16 protein-coding genes and 2 pseudogenes are annotated in these 18,802 nt (G+C 52.1%); 14 read left to right on the forward strand and 4 right to left on the reverse strand.

Annotation, left to right across the window (positions count from 1 at the left end):
• Positions 1-169 precede the first annotated feature (169 nt).
• Positions 170-1,048 (forward strand): LysR family transcriptional regulator, encoded by an 879-nt coding sequence (locus NNN64_RS00600; protein WP_271440124.1) that lies wholly within the window; start codon positions 170-172, stop codon positions 1,046-1,048.
• A 62-nt stretch (positions 1,049-1,110) separates the two neighbouring features.
• Here NNN64_RS00600 and glpQ read toward each other — a convergent pair whose 3' ends face one another.
• Both glpQ and glpT read right to left on the reverse strand, forming a co-directional pair.
• Positions 1,111-2,178, reverse strand: coding sequence for a glycerophosphodiester phosphodiesterase (gene glpQ, locus NNN64_RS00605; protein ID WP_271440125.1), 1,068 nt, complete (start codon positions 2,176-2,178; stop codon positions 1,111-1,113).
• Between the two features lie 3 nt (positions 2,179-2,181).
• Positions 2,182-3,540 carry a glycerol-3-phosphate transporter gene (gene glpT, locus NNN64_RS00610; RefSeq protein WP_137384134.1) on the reverse strand — a complete coding sequence of 453 codons (1,359 nt, stop codon included), beginning with the start codon at positions 3,538-3,540 and terminating at the stop codon, positions 2,182-2,184.
• Positions 3,541-3,812: 272 nt separating this feature from the next.
• On the opposite strand from glpT, the gene glpA reads away from it, so the two are divergent.
• From glpA to NNN64_RS00630, 5 genes and pseudogenes are all read left to right on the forward strand, one after another.
• The gene (glpA, locus tag NNN64_RS00615; RefSeq protein ID WP_048211097.1) at positions 3,813-5,441 is read left to right on the forward strand and encodes an anaerobic glycerol-3-phosphate dehydrogenase subunit A; all 1,629 of its coding nucleotides are present in this window, start codon (positions 3,813-3,815) and stop codon (positions 5,439-5,441) included.
• Positions 5,431-6,690 carry a glycerol-3-phosphate dehydrogenase subunit GlpB gene (gene glpB, locus NNN64_RS00620; RefSeq protein ID WP_271440126.1) on the forward strand — a complete coding sequence of 420 codons (1,260 nt, stop codon included), beginning with the start codon at positions 5,431-5,433 and terminating at the stop codon, positions 6,688-6,690. The genes glpA and glpB overlap by 11 nt, the downstream gene beginning before the upstream one ends.
• On the forward strand, positions 6,687-7,877 hold the full coding sequence (glpC, locus tag NNN64_RS00625; protein WP_271440127.1) for an anaerobic glycerol-3-phosphate dehydrogenase subunit GlpC: 1,191 nt from the start codon (positions 6,687-6,689) through the stop codon (positions 7,875-7,877). Before glpB ends, glpC begins: the two co-directional genes overlap by 4 nt.
• Before the next feature lie 236 nt (positions 7,878-8,113).
• Positions 8,114-8,167, forward strand: a complete 54-nt coding sequence (locus NNN64_RS23260; protein WP_411961637.1) for a hypothetical protein — start codon at positions 8,114-8,116, stop codon at positions 8,165-8,167.
• Positions 8,158-8,532: pseudogene (locus tag NNN64_RS00630) on the forward strand (ISNCY family transposase); the annotation flags it as partial. The gene NNN64_RS23260 and the pseudogene NNN64_RS00630, both read left to right, overlap by 10 nt.
• 38 nt (positions 8,533-8,570) lie before the next feature.
• Here the strand turns inward: NNN64_RS00630 and NNN64_RS00635 are convergent.
• On the reverse strand, positions 8,571-9,767 hold the full coding sequence (locus NNN64_RS00635; RefSeq protein ID WP_271440128.1) for a nicotinamide mononucleotide deamidase-related protein YfaY: 1,197 nt from the start codon (positions 9,765-9,767) through the stop codon (positions 8,571-8,573).
• 79 nt (positions 9,768-9,846) lie between these two features.
• Positions 9,847-10,389: a YfaZ family protein gene (locus NNN64_RS00640; protein WP_048211092.1), complete on the reverse strand. Its 543-nt coding sequence runs from the start codon at positions 10,387-10,389 to the stop codon at positions 9,847-9,849.
• Positions 10,390-10,706: 317 nt separating this feature from the next.
• Here NNN64_RS00640 and nudI point away from each other — a divergent pair, with 317 nt between their 5' ends.
• The 8 genes and pseudogenes from nudI to arnF all read left to right on the forward strand — a co-directional run bounded on the left by nudI (position 10,707) and on the right by arnF (position 18,800).
• On the forward strand, positions 10,707-11,132 hold the full coding sequence (gene nudI / locus NNN64_RS00645; RefSeq protein WP_271440129.1) for a nucleoside triphosphatase NudI: 426 nt from the start codon (positions 10,707-10,709) through the stop codon (positions 11,130-11,132).
• Between the two features lie 295 nt (positions 11,133-11,427).
• Positions 11,428-12,566, forward strand: a pseudogene (gene arnB, locus NNN64_RS00650) (UDP-4-amino-4-deoxy-L-arabinose aminotransferase).
• Positions 12,567-12,568: 2 nt separating this feature from the next.
• On the forward strand, positions 12,569-13,552 hold the full coding sequence (arnC, locus tag NNN64_RS00655) for an undecaprenyl-phosphate 4-deoxy-4-formamido-L-arabinose transferase (protein WP_005129419.1): 984 nt from the start codon (positions 12,569-12,571) through the stop codon (positions 13,550-13,552).
• Positions 13,549-15,531: a bifunctional UDP-4-amino-4-deoxy-L-arabinose formyltransferase/UDP-glucuronic acid oxidase ArnA gene (gene arnA, locus NNN64_RS00660; protein WP_271440130.1), complete on the forward strand. Its 1,983-nt coding sequence runs from the start codon at positions 13,549-13,551 to the stop codon at positions 15,529-15,531. The genes arnC and arnA overlap by 4 nt, the downstream gene beginning before the upstream one ends.
• A complete protein-coding gene (gene arnD, locus NNN64_RS00665; protein WP_271440131.1) occupies positions 15,528-16,430 on the forward strand; it encodes a 4-deoxy-4-formamido-L-arabinose-phosphoundecaprenol deformylase in 903 nt (300 codons plus the stop codon). The genes arnA and arnD overlap by 4 nt, the downstream gene beginning before the upstream one ends.
• The gene (gene arnT / locus NNN64_RS00670) at positions 16,427-18,082 is read left to right on the forward strand and encodes a lipid IV(A) 4-amino-4-deoxy-L-arabinosyltransferase (RefSeq protein ID WP_271440149.1); all 1,656 of its coding nucleotides are present in this window, start codon (positions 16,427-16,429) and stop codon (positions 18,080-18,082) included. The genes arnD and arnT overlap by 4 nt, the downstream gene beginning before the upstream one ends.
• Positions 18,079-18,414, forward strand: a complete 336-nt coding sequence (arnE, locus tag NNN64_RS00675; RefSeq protein WP_048211085.1) for a 4-amino-4-deoxy-L-arabinose-phosphoundecaprenol flippase subunit ArnE — start codon at positions 18,079-18,081, stop codon at positions 18,412-18,414. The genes arnT and arnE overlap by 4 nt, the downstream gene beginning before the upstream one ends.
• Complete coding sequence (arnF, locus tag NNN64_RS00680) at positions 18,414-18,800, forward strand: 4-amino-4-deoxy-L-arabinose-phosphoundecaprenol flippase subunit ArnF (RefSeq protein ID WP_271440132.1); 387 nt, start codon at positions 18,414-18,416, stop codon at positions 18,798-18,800. Before arnE ends, arnF begins: the two co-directional genes overlap by 1 nt.
• Positions 18,801-18,802 lie beyond the last annotated feature (2 nt).

The raw sequence follows: 18,802 nt of genomic DNA on the forward strand, positions 1-18,802 counted from the left end.
TGAACCACGGACAGGTGCGTCAAAATGTGATTTATACCCGTCATACTTCACGTTGCTTACGTGTTGGCTACGCCAATTATTTTGGGTACTGAATGTAGAAAGCAAGTATAAACAGGCCTATGCTATTAGAGAAATTAATCATTTTAATTATATTAATTAGAGATAACTAATGACGCTAACACAGATCCACGCCCTGCTTGCCGTGCTTGAGTACGGTGGTTTCACCGAAGCCAGCAAGCGGCTCTATATGACCCAATCGGCAGTGAGTCAGGCTATTTCAGCGCTTGAAGAAGAGCTGGGCATCGATATTTTAATCCGTGAGCGTCGAAAAGATATTCAGCTAACGCCAGCAGGTTCCCGGCTTATCCCACACCTTCGTGAGATTATCGTGCAAACGCACGCGGTCAAAGAGATTGCCGAGCAGGAGAAGCAAAACCCAATTCGTACCCTGCATATTGGCTGTTTTCCCAGTGCCTGCGCCTGCATTTTACCCGGCATCATCCGCTACTTTGAGCATCAGCACCCTACTATCAAAATCATACCCTACGAAGAGAACAGCAACGAGATAGTGGATTCACTCCGCAATGGGAGCATTGATGCAGGCTTTGTACACTTCCCGGTCAGCAATATGTATTGCGTACCTGTCATTCGTGACAGATTCACCGTAGTGGTCCCCGAAAGCCACCCGCTGGCAGCCAACACCACCGTTTCGCTGGAAGAACTGATGGGAGAACCGCTGATTATCAGTAAAGGCCGCTATGAATTAAGCATCATGACATTGTTTAAAGAAAAAGGGATTGAGCCAGTTATTAAATACGAATTTAACCATCCGGATACCGCAATGAGTTTTATTCGCCAGGGGCTGGGGATTGCATTATTACCGGAACTCACGCTGAAGGCAGTTGGCGGGGAAATTTGCTCTGTAGCGCTGGAGCCAACGTTTTATCGACAAATATCGTTATTGGCAAAAGAGCCGCCGGTAGACGGCAGCCCTTTATTTCTACTGCAGGCATATATGGAATCGTTGACTGCTGACGGCCTCATCTAGCAATCTACTCACGCTTCACAAATAAGGCCTGCGAGAATACGTTCATCGCAGGCCTTCTGCCGTTACTCTTTATGCAGGAATTTTACCGCTTTGTCGGGGAAGTCGGTGAACAGCCCGTCAACGCCCGCCTTGTTGTACAACACGTCATACAGCTGGTTTACATCCGTTGCATAATCCGGCAGCTGATCGGCACGAACAGTATATGGATGCACCACCATCTTGTTCTGGTGCGCGTCCTGTACCATACCCGTTAATGAGATATTGCCCTTACTGGACTTCTCATCAACCAACATATGGTAGTCCGGCCCAATGCCATCCGCATACTCCGCCACCTGCTTCATGGCACCCGGTTTGAACATCCAGTCGTAGTTGTAATTTACCCAACTGCCGTCTGGTTTTTTCTCCTGAGTTTCATTCCAGTCAGTGTACGCAATCAACTGCACCAGATTGAGATCCATCCCCATCTTCGGTTCCAGTTCATTTTTGATGCGTTTTAACTCCGCAACATCAAAGCACTGCAGATAGACATTGTCTTGTTTACCGGTGTACCCGTACTTTTTCAGCACTTCCAGCGTCTTAGCGGCGATGTCCTTCCCTTCCTGGTGATGGAACCACGGCGCTTTCATTTCCGGGTAAATGCCGATGTTTTTGCCAGTTGAATGATTTAATCCCTGAACAAACTCAATTTCTTCTTCGAAAGTGTGCACACGGAAATCAGATTTACCCATCGGGAAACGCCCTGGATATGTCTGTACCTTTTTGCCATTTACGATATCGAAACCTTCGGTAAATTTCAGCGATTTGATCTCATCCAGCGTAAAGTCGATGGCATAGTAACGCCCATCTTTACGCGCACGATCCGGGAAGCGCTCAGCAACATCGGTTACGCGGTCAAGATAGTGGTCATGCAGGACAACCAGGTGATCATCCTTGGTCATCACCAAATCCTGCTCCAGAAAATCCGCACCCTGAGCATAAGCCATCGCTTTCGCAGGCAGCGTGTGCTCGGGTAAATATCCGCTGGCACCACGGTGTGCAATGACAATTTTATCTGCGGCAACCGCCGCACTGCTAACAACCATACCTGCCAGCATCAGCGCTACGCTGAGACTTTTCAATGTGGTTTTCATCCATTAGCCCCCGTTACGCTTCAGCATCATTTCTGCATGATGGCGTTTTTCACCAATCATGACGACCACCAGCAGAATCACCGCCAGTACGCTACCGCCAATCATCACCATGAAGCCGCCATCCCAGCCGAAGAAGTCAACGGTGTAACCTACAATGGCGCTCGCCGCTACAGAGCCGCCCAGGTAGCCGAACAGTCCAGTAAAGCCTGCCGCCGTCCCCGCCGCTTTTTTCGGTGCCAGTTCCAGCGCATGCAGACCGATCAACATGACCGGGCCGTAGATCAGGAAGCCGATGATAATCATACAAGCCATATCCACGTTCGGATTGCCTGCCGGGTTCATCCAGTAAACGACCGTCGCGATGGTGACCAGCGTCATAAAGAACACACCAGTGGCACCACGGTTACCGCGGAAGACTTTATCCGACATCCAGCCGCACAGCAGCGTACCTGGAATACCGGCATACTCGTACAGGAAGTAAGCCCAGGACGATTTATCCAGCGCAAAATGCTTCACTTCTTTCAGATAGGTCGGTGACCAGTCCAGGATACCGTAACGCAGCAGATAGACGAACACGTTGGCGATAGCGATATACCACAACAGTTTGTTCGGCAGTACGTATTGCATGAAGATCTGCTTCGCAGTCAGCTCTTCTTCCGCTTTTTCGTTGTAATCATCCGGATAGTCGTTCTTGTACTCTTCGATAGGCGGCAGGCCACAGGACTGCGGCGTATCACGCATCATCGCAAAGGCGAACAGCGCAACGACTATCGCACCAAAGGCAGGCATGTACAGCGCAGCTTTCCAGTCGTTAAACCAGGCCATACCCAACAGGAACAGCAGCGGAGGCAGACCGCCACCGACGTTATGCGCACAGTTCCAGACGGAAACGATGCCGCCACGCTCTTTCTGCGACCACCAGTGCACCATGGTACGGCCACACGGCGGCCACCCCATCCCCTGGAACCAACCGCAGAGGAACAGCAGCACAAACATGACTGCAATGCTGGATGTCGCCCACGGCACGAAGCCCATGAACAGCATCACCGCAGCAGCCAGAATCAGACCCGCTGGCAGGAAAACGCGCGGATTCGAGCGATCCGAGACGGACCCCATGATGAATTTCGAAAATCCGTATGCAATGGAGATACCGGACAACGCAAAGCCCAGATCGCCACGGGAGAAACCCTGTTCAACCAGATACGGCATGGCCAGAGCAAAGTTCTTACGTACCAGATAGTACGCGGCATAACCGAAAAAAATCCCCAGGAAAATCTGCCAGCGCAATCGACGATAAGTCGGATCGATCTCCGCTGCAGCTAAACGCGCTTTGTGTGGCGCAGGTTTAAAAATACTCAACATATATAGTAGCCTCCGTGGCCGTCTTTCATTCGAAGGAAACACTGCAGATTGCCGTAACAACCCTACCGCTCCCAGTGTGGCCGCGATGTTAAGGAAACATTCAGGGCAATAATGTGAATTACAGCACAGATTGTTACACATTTATGACAAATGTTCATAAAAGCGCACGGAATCACGTTTCATTTTCGAATTATGAGCGATTATGCGCGAAATCAAACAATCCATGTTTTTTATGTGGCTAAATGATAAAAAACGAACTGTGAGGAAAAACAATGAAAACTCGCGACTCGCAAACAAGTGACGTGATAATCATTGGTGGAGGAGCAACAGGTGCAGGGATCGCACGCGACTGTGCCCTGCGCGGATTGCGCGTCATCTTAGTAGAACGCCACGATATCGCGACAGGCGCGACGGGCCGTAACCACGGTCTGCTGCACAGCGGAGCACGTTACGCTGTTACTGATGCTGAATCTGCCCGCGAATGCATTAGCGAAAACCAAATTCTGAAACGTATCGCCCGCCATTGTGTTGAGCCGACGGACGGTCTGTTTATTACGCTGCCAGAAGATGAACTCTCTTTCCAGGCAACCTTTATTCGTGCCTGTGAAGACGCGGGCATCCGCGCAGAAGCGATTGATCCACAGCAGGCGCGTATTATCGAACCTTCGGTAAACCCGCAACTGATTGGCGCAGTGAAAGTACCAGACGGTACCGTTGATCCTTTCCGCTTAACCGCCGCCAACATGCTGGATGCACGAGAGCACGGTGCGATTATCTTAACGGCCCATGAAGTGACGGGGCTGATTCGTGAAGGTGCGACCGTGTGCGGGGTGAACGTACGCAACCATCTGACAGGCGAGATGCAGTCTCTGCATGCGCCGGTGGTCGTTAATGCCGCCGGGATCTGGGGTCAGCGCATTGCAGAATATGCGGATCTGAGCATCCGTATGTTCCCTGCGAAAGGTTCTCTGTTGATCATGGACCATCGCATAAACCAGCATGTTATCAACCGCTGCCGTAAGCCATCTGACGCCGATATTCTGGTCCCTGGCGATACCATTTCGCTGATCGGTACAACCTCACAGCACATTGATTACGACGATATCGACAGCAACCGCGTCACCGCAGAAGAGGTGGATATTCTGCTGCGTGAAGGTGAGAAGTTGGCGCCAATTATGGCGAAAACTCGCATCCTGCGTGCTTACTCCGGTGTGCGTCCGCTGGTGGCAAGCGACGACGATCCGACCGGCCGTAACGTCAGCCGCGGTATTGTGTTATTCGATCACGCCACGCGCGACGGACTGGACGGATTTATCACCATTACCGGTGGCAAACTGATGACCTACCGCCTGATGGCGGAATGGGCCACCGACGCAGTGTGCCGTAAACTGGGCAATTCTCGCCCTTGTACGACCGCAGAGACAGCACTGCCAGGCTCGCAGGAATCGACCGAACACACGCTTAAACGCGTTATCTCTTTGCCAGCACCACTGCGCGGCTCAGCGGTCTACCGCCATGGCGACCGCACCCCGGCATGGCTTAGCGAAGGCCGTCAACACCGCAGCCTGGTCTGTGAATGTGAAGCCGTCACCGCAGGTGAAGTGCAATATGCCGTTGAAAATTTAACCGTCAACAGTTTGCTCGACTTACGTCGTCGCACCCGCGTCGGGATGGGGACGTGTCAGGGCGAATTGTGTGCCTGCCGCGCTGCAGGTTTGCTACAACGTTTTAATGTCACCACCGCCGCACAATCTATCACCCAGCTTTCTGAGTTCCTCAACGAACGCTGGAAAGGCGTGCAGCCTATCGCGTGGGGAGATGCACTGCGCGAAAGCGAGTTCACCCGCTGGGTTTATCAGGGGTTATGCGGTCTGGAAAAGGAGCACCAGGATGAAATTTGATACCGTCATTATCGGCGGCGGTCTCGCCGGGCTGATGTGTGGCCTGCAACTGCAAAAAAGCGGGTTGCGCTGCACGATTGTTACCCGCGGCCAAAGCGCTCTGCACTTTTCCTCCGGCTCACTGGATTTGCTCAGCAACCTGCCAGATGGTCAACCGGTAACCGACATTGAAGCGGGGCTGAATGCACTGCGTACTCAAGCTCCGGGTCATCCTTATAGCACCATCGGAACGCAGACTGTACTGGCGCTGGCGCAGCAGGCGCAGAATCTGTTGGAAGAGTGCGGAACACATTTGCACGGTAAGGTTCATCAGGCTCATCAACGTGTAACACCGTTGGGAACCCTGCGTTCAACCTGGCTTAGTTCGGCGGAAGTGCCGGTCTGGCCGTTATCAGCACAACGCATCTGTGTGGTGGGAATTAGCGGCTTACTGGATTTCCAGGCGCACCTGGCCGCGGCCTCACTGCGCCAGCGTAACCTCAGCGTCGAAACGGCTGAAATCGATTTGCCAGAACTGGATGTCCTGCGTGATAACCCAACCGAGTTTCGTGCCGTCAACATTGCACGTCTGTTAGATAACGAAGATAAATGGTCGCTGCTCTATGACGCCCTGCTGCCAATCGCAAAAACCTGCGACATGATAATTATGCCAGCCTGTTTCGGTCTGGCTGACGATCGGCTCTGGAAGTGGCTCAACGACCGCCTGCCCTGCTCACTGATGTTATTACCCACTTTACCGCCATCAGTGTTGGGCATGCGCCTGCATAACAAATTGCAGCGCCAATTTGTACGCCAGGGTGGGGTGTGGATGCCTGGCGATGAAGTGAAAAAAATCACCTGTCAGGATGGTGTTGTCAGCGAAATCTGGACCCGCAACCATGCCGATATTCCATTGCGTCCACGCTTCGCCGTGCTCGCCAGCGGTAGCTTCTTTAGCAGCGGGCTGGTTGCCACGCGTGAGGCCGTTCATGAGCCGATTCTCGGTCTGGATGTACAACAAACCGCCACACGCGCGCAATGGTATCGGCGTGACGTTTTTGATCCGCAGCCGTGGCAACAGTTTGGCGTAACCACCGATGCTGAACTGCGTCCATCGCTTGCAGGAAAAACAGTAGAGAATATGTTTGCCATCGGCTCGGTACTTGGCGGTTTTGACCCTATCGCCCAGGGTTGCGGAGGCGGAGTGTGCGCAGTGAGCGCTTTACACGCCGCTCATCATATTGCGAAACGTGCAGGAGGCCAGCAATGAGCGACACACGTTTTGAAAGTTGTATCAAATGCACAGTGTGCACCACAGCCTGCCCGGTAAGCCGTGTCAACCCTGGTTACCCTGGCCCTAAACAAGCCGGCCCTGACGGTGAACGTCTGCGTTTGAAAGATGGCGCGTTATACGACGATGCGCTGAAATATTGCATCAACTGCAAACGCTGTGAAGTGGCCTGCCCTTCGGATGTCAAAATTGGCGATATCATTCAACGCGCTCGTGCCAAATACGACACGACGCGTCCATCGATACGTAACTTTGTCTTAAGCCATACCGATTTGATGGGCAGTGTTTCTACGCCGTTCGCACCCATCGTGAACACCGCTACATCATTGAAACCGGTGCGCCAGCTTCTTGATTATGCACTAAAAATCGATCATCGCCGTACGCTGCCGAAGTACTCATTCGGTACCTTCCGTCGCTGGTATCGCAGCATAGCCGCGCAACAGGCGCAGTATCAGGATCAGGTCGCGTTTTTCCACGGTTGTTTTGTGAACTACAACCATCCGCAACTCGGTAAAGATCTGATAAAAGTGCTGAATGCGATGGGTACCGGCGTACAACTGCTGAGTAAAGAGAAATGCTGTGGTGTACCACTGATCGCCAACGGTTTCACCGATAAAGCACGTAAGCAGGCGGTAAGTAATGTGGCTTCACTGCGAGAAGCGATTGACGGAAAAGGCATCCCGGTTATTGCCACCTCTTCAACCTGTACCTTTGCGCTACGCGATGAATACCCTGAAGTGCTGGATGTCGACAACTCAGGTCTGCGCGAACATATTGAACTGGCTACACGCTGGCTGTGGCGCAAGCTGGACGAAGGGAAAACGTTGCCGCTGAAAACGTTGCCGCTAAAAGTGGTCTATCACACACCCTGTCATATGGAGAAAATGGGCTGGACACTCTATACGCTGGAACTGCTGCGACAAATTCCCGGACTTGAACTGACTGTGCTGGATTCACAGTGCTGCGGGATCGCCGGAACTTACGGATTCAAAAAAGAAAACTATCCGACGTCACAATCAATCGGCGCACCGTTATTCCGCCAGATTGAAGAAAGCGGCGCGGATATCGTCGTGACCGACTGCGAAACGTGTAAATGGCAGATTGAGATGTCAACAAGTCTTCGCTGCGAACACCCTATCACCCTGCTTGCCAAAGCGTTGGGTTAAACCTGTTGCCCGGTGTCATTTGCTACCGGGCATTTTTTTGCGTAGCCCGTTCCGCTTAATTGAATACGTTGCAGTCGGGCGTATTTATCTCTGATTCACCCACGCAAAGACCCCATTTTCCGCATGCAGCGCATTATAAAAGTGGATACCGTCACGCCATCTTCTCTTTCCGGTGACGGACTACCATGGCTAAATCCACTACATCTACACCGCATGATGCCGTTTTTAAAAAGATAATGTCTTACCCTGAGATGGCTCGGGATTATCTGGATATACAGATCGCGATTTGATGGGATTAGTGGACCGCCTGGTCTCGCTATTAGTTACAAGCACCGCTAATGACAGCCAGCTACAAACGCTATTTAATTACCTGCTACGGTACGGTGACGTTTCTCACGTCAGCGAATTTATCCATGAAGTTGCCGAACGTTCCCCCCGCCACAAGGAGAGGTTGATGACAATCGCAGAGAGGCTAAAACAAGAAGGTCACCACAATGGGCTACAACAAGGGATACAACAAGGATTAGCGCAAGGAGTACAGAAAGGTACGCAAGAAGAAGCCTTACGTATCGCGCGCATGATGCTGGTAAATGGAATTGATCGTGATTTGGTTCGGTTAATTACTGGGCTATTGCCTGACGATGTCACAGAATGAGTCAGATCGGGAAGGTTTTTCGCCTTCCCAATCAATCATTAAATCGTGAGCGATTCAACCACTTCTATCCAGCCGTGTTCCCCGGCAATATCCTGACCATTTAGCCAACGCCGCAGCATATTAAGCGCCATCATTGCGCAAACTTCCTGACGAATAGCCAAACTGTAGCGATTTGCATTGAGTCGCACCCGCAAGGCATGCGTACCGTCAGGTGTTGCCAGCGCGAAGTTAATATGTTCGTTTTCGAAACCCGATACCGCCAGCGCCAGTTCGGCATAATGGTTGCCGCGTCGTTCGGTTATCCAGTGCGCCGTTTGTGCCAGCGTTTCTTCCTGAGATGGCACCACCTCGCTCGCTAACAGCGGGGCACTGGCGCGAGACAGCTGCAGAGCAATTAAGCCTCCGGTAAATTGCTCGCTCAGCGTCAGACTGTACTGGCGCTCCTGGAGCTTACGGGTAATTTGCGCAGGTAACCCTTCGGTACCTTCAAAAATCATGTTCTGGCCGGCAACGCGTTTCACCTCTGGCCATAGCGCCAGCATCGCTTCACGTTGGGAATCGGGCCCGGTTAACTTCAGCTCGATAATCGGCATCGACGAGCGATACCCCATTGTCACCCCGGGTGGTAAAACCAGAGAGTCCAGGCTCTGCGCCAGATCGCTTTCAGAACGACCAAAAGTCGTTAAGCGCAGGCATAGCGGGGGCTGAGAAAGAGAAAAACGCTCACGCAGGCGCGGCAGGATCTCATGTTCAACCATAACTTTAAATTCTGACGGCACACCCGGCGTAAAAAACATCAGGCAGCGATTAAGCTTCACGGCGAACCCGCAGGCCGTTCCGACCGGATTATTAATAAACTCCGCGCTGGCCGGAAGTTCAGCCTGTTTGCGATTGCTCGGTGCCATCACACGTCCCCGCTCACGGAAAAAACGCGTCATTTCGGCCAGCCACGCTTCATGCAGAACCAGCCCTTCACCTTTTGCGGTTGCCGCCGCCAGTGCGCTCAAATCATCGCTAGTCGGCCCTAAGCCACCATTGACGATCAGCACATCAGCATGTTCGCTACGCTCACGCAGAATAGCGACCAAATCATTCAGATTGTCGCCTACCGTATTGCGGCGTGTTAACGGTAATCCCTGATTAAAGAAAAAATCGGCCAGCCAGGCGGCATTGGTGTCGACGATTTGTCCGTGCAACACTTCATCCCCGGTGGATAGCATCTCCACGTTTAACATCGTGTTCTCCTGCTTTTATGATGAAAACACTATAACGCAAGGAGGGGGGAAGGCGCGACTGAACGCCGCGCCTGGTAGATTAGAAACTGGCGTTAACCCCGATGTATGGGCCGTCAGCAATCGCGTTATCGCGGTTGCCATCTTTACCCGCCAGATTCAGGTAACGGTAACCTGCTTCAATGCTCAGCGGACGCATAATCGTCAGGCGCGCACCAGCATTTGCTTCTTCGTAGCTGTCGATCCCGCTGGAGAGTGAGTCCGGGGAGTAGTAGTATTCGCCAAACAGACGGAAACTGTCGCCAATCGGCCACTGTAAACCACCACCGACAGCTGCCGCGTAGCCTTCATCACCGTCTTTCGGGTTGGTATAGATACCTTTCCCACCGACTGTTGCCAGCAACGGACCCAGAGGGATATTCAGACCAAGGCCAAGCCCTGCAACATCACCGTCGTCATCGTTATGCATCCAGTTGCCGCTAACAGCCAGTCCGGTGGACTCAGTACCCATACCAAAACCGAGGTTAGTGTAATCTTCGCCAGCCTGACCGCTAATGCTAATCGCATTCGCCGACGCAGAAACAAACAGCATTCCGGCAAAACCCAGTAATAAACTTTTTTTCATTTTCTATCCTTTCCAGCAAGAATCAAAACATAGCCCCAAAACCGCTGGATTGTACTGCCAGATGGCGAGGAATCAATGAGCTAAAAAAGCGATGCAATGACATATTGTAACTAAATACTACCCGCAATGTTTCAGTAAGGTTAAGTTCTTACCTGAAATTGACGGTGAAAGGCACCTGATTGCCGTTTTCAACAGACAACCTTCTTTCCCCCGGCAAAGCAGGCTTAAACAGCAATGAAGCGTTTTTTCTGTCGCCTGCAAAAGGTAAGATATGTTAACGATGGACTCCTCCGCCCTCTCCTACAAGGAACAGACTTATGCGTCAAAGAACGATTGTTTGCCCACTCATTCAAAATGAAGGCTGTTATTTACTGTGCAAAATGGCCGACGATCGCGGCGTTTTCCCTGGTCAGTGGGCGTTGTCTGGCGGCGGCGTTGAGCCAGGAGAGCGTATCGAAGAAGCCTTACGTCGGGAAATCAGGGAAGAACTGGGAGAACACCTCGAGTTATCGCAGATTACCCCCTGGACCTTCAGTGACGATATTCGAACCAAAACCTATGCTGATGGTAGCCAGGAAGAGATTTACATGATTTATCTCATCTTCGATTGTGTTTCCGCTAACCGTGAAGTGAAGATTAACGAAGAGTTCCAGGACTTCGCCTGGGTTAAACCGGAAGATCTCGCCCAATACGATTTAAACATCGCCACACGTAAAACGTTAACATTGAAAGGGTTATTGTAAGCTTAAATGGTGATAGCAGTAGGATATTGATCCTTCAGATCATGGCATTGCACTCATCATTCAGCAGCAGGGCTGCAATGCCATAGCCACGACAAAACACTCGTAAAAATCATTTATTTTCAGACAAATAAAATAATCTCCTCCACATCCCCCTTTATATCTCCAACCTTAAACTCTTAAGGATAAATTAACCTTCAGTCTTTAACCTTTGTGGCCTGATGAAATAATTAACGATGCCCCTGTTTATCACTAAAAATAAAACCGCGGTGGCGTTAAATGGCTTGAAGGAATAATGATGTCTGACTTTTTGCCTTTCTCCCGTCCGGCAATGGGTGATGAAGAACTTGCCGCAGTTAAGGCGGTTCTGGATTCAGGGTGGATAACCACGGGTCCTAAAAATCAGCAGTTGGAAGACGCTTTCTGCCAGCTCACAGGAAACCAAAACGCCGTTGCCGTCTGTTCTGCGACGGCAGGTATGCACATTACGCTAATGGCGCTGGGTGTGGGTGAAGGCGATGAAGTGATCACCCCGTCGATGACGTGGGTATCTACACTCAACATGATTGTCCTGCTGGGTGCCACACCGGTTATGATCGATGTCGACCGCGATACGCTGATGGTGACCCCCGAACACATTGAAGCCGCTATCACACCACGAACCAAAGCTATTATTCCCGTGCATTATGCCGGGGCCCCGGCCGATCTTGATGCCATTTACGCCATCGGTGAACGCTACGGAATCCCTGTTATTGAAGATGCAGCGCACGCCGTCGGAACGTTATACAAGGGGCGCCATGTTGGTGCTCGTGGTACCGCAATCTTTTCCTTTCACGCGATCAAAAATGTGACCTGTGCAGAGGGTGGGTTAATTGTTACTGACGACAGCCAGCTCGCTCAACGGCTTCGCAGCCTGAAATTCCACGGCCTGGGTGTAGATGCTTATGACCGTCAAACCTATGGTCGCGCGCCGCAGGCTGAAGTTCTCGTGCCGGGATACAAGTACAACCTGACTGACATCAACGCCGCCATCGCCCTGGTGCAGTTGAACAAGCTGGATCGTCTGAACGCGCGCCGGGCGCAAATTGCGCAGCAGTATCAACAAGCGCTGGCCGATACGCCGTTTCAACCGCTCACCCTGCCTCAGTGGTCGCATGTGCACGCCTGGCATTTGTTCATCATTCGCGTGGATGAAGCCCGTTGTGGGTGAGCAGAGATGCTCTGATGGAAGCACTAAAGGCCAGAAATATTGGCACAGGCCTGCATTTTCGCGCGGCCCACACGCAGAAATATTATCGCGAACGTTTCACCGATCTTTCTCTGCCTAATACCGAATGGAATAGCGCTCGCATTTGTTCACTGCCGCTATTTCCCGACATGACCGACGATGACATACAACGCGTCATTACGGCACTTCGCCAGATTGCAGGACAATAAGCATGTTTGAAGCCTCACCGATTAGTAAAGTCTCGGTGGTCATTCCCGTTTTTAACGAACAGGAAAGCCTGCCAGAATTAATCAGGCGCACCAGCGCCGCCTGCGAAAAACTGGATACTGAATATGAAATCCTGCTCATTGATGACGGTAGCAGTGACAATTCAGCTCAACTGATGATGGACGCCTCCCAGGCACCGAACAGCCATATTGTCTCTATTCTGTTGAATCGAAACTATGGGCAACACTCGGCGATTATGGCCGGTTTCAGCCACGTCACTGGCGACTTGATCATCACGTTGGATGCTGATTTACAAAACCCGCCCGAGGAGATCCCACGGCTGGTTGCCACGGCAAAAGAAGGCTTCGATGTCGTCGGAACGGTGCGTCAGAACCGCCAGGACAGCCGCTTTCGTAAGACCGCCTCACGGATGATCAATCATCTGATTCAGCGCACGACCGGTAAAGCCATGGGCGATTACGGCTGCATGCTGCGCGCCTATCGCCGTCACATCGTCGATGCCATGTTGCATTGCCAGGAGCGCAGCACCTTTATTCCAATCCTGGCTAACATCTTTGCCCGCCGCGCCACGGAAATCCCGGTACACCATGCCGAGCGTGAATTTGGCGACTCTAAATACAGTTTCATGCGTCTGATAAACCTGATGTATGACCTGGTAACCTGCCTGACCACCACGCCATTGCGTATGTTGAGCCTGCTGGGCAGCATCATTGCCGCCACAGGTTTTACCCTGTCGGTCCTGCTTGTTGTTCTTCGCCTGACGCTCGGCCCGCAGTGGGCGGCAGAAGGTGTGTTTATGCTGTTTGCCGTGCTGTTTACCTTTATCGGCGCGCAATTCATTGGCATGGGATTACTCGGCGAATATATCGGTCGCATCTATAACGATGTCCGCGCACGCCCTCGCTATTTTGTTCAACACGTTATCCGTCCACAAACCACGCAGTCAACTGAGGAAAACCGCGCATGAAAGCCGTCGTATTTGCCTATCACGATATGGGATGTCAGGGGGTTCAGGCCCTGTTGGATGCGGGTTATGACATCGCTGCTATTTTTACGCATGCCGATAACCCAGGTGAAAAAGCGTTTTTTGGCTCAGTTTCCCGCCTCGCTGCCAGCGCAGGAATTCCGGTGTACGCTCCTGACGAGGTCAATCATCCGCTGTGGATCGAGCGGATCGGCCAACTCGCCCCTGATGTGATCTTCTCATTCTACTATCGCCATTTACTCAGCGATGAGATCCTGCGTATTGCGCCTGCGGGAGCCTTTAATCTGCACGGCTCATTGCTGCCCAAATATCGTGGCCGTGCACCGCTGAACTGGGTATTAGTCAATGGCGAAACCGAAACAGGTGTGACGCTTCACCGCATGGTCAAGCGCGCAGATGCCGGTGCCATCGTCGCCCAGCAACGCATTACCATTTCCCCCGATGACGTGGCGTTAACCCTACACCATAAATTATGCCAGTCTGCCCGCGAGGTACTGGCGCAGGCGCTGCCAGCCATCAAAGCCGGTGATTTTCAGGAATACCCACAACAGGAAGCCGACGCCACCTGTTTTGGTCGCCGCACGCCGGAAGACAGTTTCCTCGACTGGAACAAACCCTGCGCACAACTGCATAACATGGTTCGCGCCGTGTCCGATCCATGGCCTGGTGCATTTAGCTATGCCGGTACACAAAAATTCACCATCTGGTCATCACGCCAGAGTGCAAATACATCTGCGGCGCTGCCGGGAACGGTTATCTCCGTATCACCATTGCTGATTGCCTGTGCCGATGGCGCACTCGAAATCATTACCGGGCAAGCGGGTGATGGCATTACCATGCAGGGCTCACAGCTGGCACAAGTTTTGGGTCTGGTTGCAGGTTCTCGCCTCAATAGCCAGCCCGTTTCCGCCAGCAAACGCCGCACCCGCGTTTTGATCCTTGGCGTTAACGGTTTCATTGGCAACCACCTGACCGAACGCCTGCTGCGCGAAGATAACTACGAAATCTACGGGCTTGATATTGGCAGCGATGCGATTGAGCGTTTTCTGCAACACCCACGATTCCATTTTGTGGAAGGTGATATCAGCATTCACTCCGAATGGATTGAATATCATGTGAAAAAATGCGACGTCGTGCTGCCACTGGTCGCCATTGCCACGCCGATTGAGTATACCCGCAACCCGCTGCGCGTCTTCGAACTCGATTTTGAAGAAAACCTGAAAATTATTCGTTACTGTGTTAAGTACCGCAAACGCATCATTTTCCCGTCAACGTCTGAAGTCTACGGTATGTGTACCGATAAAGACTTCGATGAAGACAGCTCCAACCTAATCGTCGGCCCGGTTAATAAACCGCGCTGGATCTACTCGGTCTCTAAACAACTGCTGGATCGCGTCATTTGGGCATACGGTGAAAAAGAAGGATTACGTTTCACCTTATTCCGTCCGTTTAACTGGATGGGACCGCGTCTGGATAGCCTGAACGCCGCACGTATCGGCAGTTCACGCGCCATTACCCAACTGATCCTGAATCTGGTGGAAGGCTCTCCCATCAAGCTGATTGAAGGCGGCAAGCAGAAGCGCTGCTTTACCGACATTCGTGACGGTATCGAAGCCCTGTTCCGCATCATTGAAAACGACGGCGGGCGTTGTGACGGCGAGATCATCAATATCGGTAATCCGGATAATGAAGCAAGTATTCAGGAACTGGCTGAAATGCTCCTTTCCTGCTTCGAAAAACATCCATTGCGCCAACACTTCCCGCCGTTTGCTGGTTTCCGTGACGTTGAGAGTAGCAGCTACTATGGCAAAGGCTACCAGGACGTTGAGCACCGCAAACCCAGTATTCGTAACGCCAAACGTTGCCTGAACTGGGAACCAACAATCGAGATGCAAGAGACGGTTGAAGAGACGCTGGACTTCTTCTTACGCAGTGTGGATATCACGGAACACACATCATGACCAAAGTGGGCTTGCGCATAGATGTCGATACATTCAGGGGGACACGCGAAGGCGTGCCCCGCCTGCTGGAGACATTGAACCGGCATAACGTTCGGGCAAGTTTCTTTTTTAGCGTCGGGCCCGACAACATGGGACGCCATCTCTGGCGTCTGGTGAAGCCGCAATTTTTGTGGAAGATGCTGCGCTCAAACGCAGCCTCACTCTACGGGTGGGATATTTTACTGGCCGGCACCGCCTGGCCTGGAAAAGAAATTGGCCTGGCCAATGCGGCCATCATTTCGCAAGCTGCCCGGTATCACGAAACAGGCTTACACGCCTGGGATCATCATGCCTGGCAATCACGAAGTGGCAACTGGAACGATAAACAGCTGATTGATGATATTTCGCGAGGCATTAATGCGCTCGAAACGATCATCGGCCAACCCGTCACCTGTTCTGCCGTCGCTGGCTGGCGTGCCGACTCGCGCGTCGTCGAAGCGAAAGAAACATTCCATCTGCGCTATAACAGCGATTGCAGGGGAACATCGTTATTCCGTCCTGTACTTGAAACAGGAGAAATGGGTACGCCACAAATTCCGGTCACGCTACCGACATGGGATGAGGTTGTTGGTCAAGAGGTACAGGCAGCGGACTTCAACGACTATATTCTCTCCCGTATTCAGCGGGACAAAGGCACCCCGGTCTACACGATTCACGCAGAGGTGGAAGGCATTGCTTTTCAACAGAAATTTGACGATCTGCTCATTCGTGCCGCCGACGCAGGAATTACGTTTTGTCCACTGGGCGAACTGTTACCAGACGATATCAGTACACTGCCAACGGGCCAGATCGTTCGTAGCAAAATACCCGGCAGAGAGGGATGGCTCGGCTGCCAGCAACCCGCGAGTGTGACACCATGAAATCCGCACGTTACGCCCTGGCATTTGTCGCATTTATTGCACTGTATTTTATTTTACCCATCAATAGCCGCCTGCTCTGGCAGCCCGACGAAACGCGCTATGCTGAAATCAGTCGGGAAATGCTGACGTCTGGCGACTGGATCGTCCCACATTTTTTAGGGCTACGCTATTTTGAAAAACCCATCGCGGGATACTGGTTAAACAGCATCGGGCAATGGTTGTTTGGTGCAAACAACTTTGGCGTCAGGGCGGGGGCTATTTTTGCAACCCTACTGACTGCACTTCTGGTCGCCTGGCTGGCAATGCGGCTATGGCGTGACAAACGCACGGCCATACTCTCTGCCGTCATCTTTCTAACGTTTTTCTCTGTTTACAGTATAGGAACCTATGCGGTACTTGATCCCATTATCGCGCTGTGGCTAATGGCGGGCATGTGCTGTTTTTGGGAGGGAATGCAGGCCACCACCAGAACAGGTAAAATTGTCGCCTTTTTGCTGTTAGGACTCACCTGCGGCATGGGCGTGATGACCAAAGGCTTTCTCGCGCTCGCTGTCCCCGTCCTCAGCGTGCTGCCATGGGTTTTCGTGCAAAGGCGCTGGAAAGAGATCTTTATTTACGGTCTGTTGTCGATTATCAGCTGTATTGCCATTGTCCTGCCGTGGGGGATGGCGATTGCACAACGCGAATCTGACTTCTGGCACTACTTTTTCTGGATTGAGCATATTCAGCGTTTTGCGCAGGATGATGCCCAGCATAAAGCGCCATTCTGGTACTACATACCGGTTTTCGTGGCAGGTGCCTTACCCTGGCTCGGGCTACTACCGGGCGCATTGCGTACCGGCTGGCGTGAACGGGATGTACCACGTAGCGCCTTATACCTGCTGAGCTGGATTATTATGCCGATCCTGTTTTTCAGTATCGCAAAAGGGAAGTTGCCAACCTATATTCTTTCCTGCTTCGCACCGCTGGCGATCCTTACCGCGCGGTTTGGCTTGCAGGCTGCTGAAAAAGGTTCTGCAGCCCTGCGCGTCAACAGTTGGATCAATATTCTGTTCGGTGTTATTGGTATTGTCGCCACATTTATCGTGTCCACGCTCGGACCGTTGAAGACACCGGTCTGGTCGCATATCGAAACGTATAAAGTGTTTTGCTCATGGGGTATCTTTATCACCTGGACGCTGTTTGGCTGGTATACGCTTAACAACAGTGAAAAAAACTGGAAATTAGCAGCACTCTGCCCGCTGGGGCTGGCGCTGTTGTTCGGCTTCTCAGTACCTGACCGGGTAATGGAATCCAAACAGCCACAGTTTTTTGTTGAGATGACCAAAGAGTCGCTGGAGTCAAGCCGTTATATTTTCACCGACAGTGTTGGCGTTGCTGCTGGCCTGGCCTGGAGCCTGAAACGCGATGACATCAACATGTACGGGCAAACAGGTGAGTTAAAATACGGCCTTAATTATCCGGATGCCCAGGGACGCTTCGTCAGTCGGGATGATTTTGCCGGCTGGTTGGCGCAACATCGTCAGGAAGGGATCATTACGCTCGTGCTATCAATTTCGAAGGATGAGGATATTAATCAGCTTGCCATTCCTCCCGCTGACTATATCGACAATCAGGGGCGCATGGTCTTGATTCAGTACAGGCCTAAATGATCTGGCTAACCTTAGTCTTTGCCAGCCTGCTCAGCGTCTGTGGACAATTGTGCCAGAAGCAGGCCACCCGCCCGGTACCCGCCCACGCGCGAACACGCTATATCGCGCAGTGGATTGGTCTGGCGCTGGCCTGCCTGGGACTGGCCATGCTGCTCTGGCTGGCAGTATTGCAGAATATTCCCGTCGGTATCGCCTACCCGATGCTAAGCCTGAACTTTGTATGGGTCACGCTGGCAGCATGGAAAATCTGGCGCGAACCCGTCACAACGCGTCACTGGCTGGGCGTTGGGCTACTCATCACCGGCATCTTTATTCTTGGGAGCGCGGTGTAATGGGCATCTTTTGGGGGCTGTGTAGCGTGATTATTACGTCGGTTGCTCAGCTAAGTCTGGGTTACGCGATGGATAATCTGCCACCCATGCTGCAACCGCTGGCGTTTATCTCCGCCGTTTTTTCAACCAGCAGCAGCGCATTCGCCTTGTATGGCGGGCTGGTAGGTTATTTACTGTCAGTGATGTGCTGGCATAAAGCCCTGCATCAGCTCGCGCTGAGCAAAGCCTATGCCTTGCTCAGCCTCAGCTATGTGCTGGTGTGGATCGCATCAATGATTTTACCAGGCTGGCAAGGAACCTTCTCAGTAAAAGCCCTGGTGGGTGTGCTGTGTATTATGGCGGGATTAATGACCATATTCTTACCTGCCCGCCAACAGACGCCCTGAGA

The sequence above is a fragment of the Citrobacter sp. Igbk 14 genome (assembly GCF_028069825.1).
Classification (GTDB): Bacteria; Pseudomonadota; Gammaproteobacteria; order Enterobacterales; family Enterobacteriaceae; genus Citrobacter.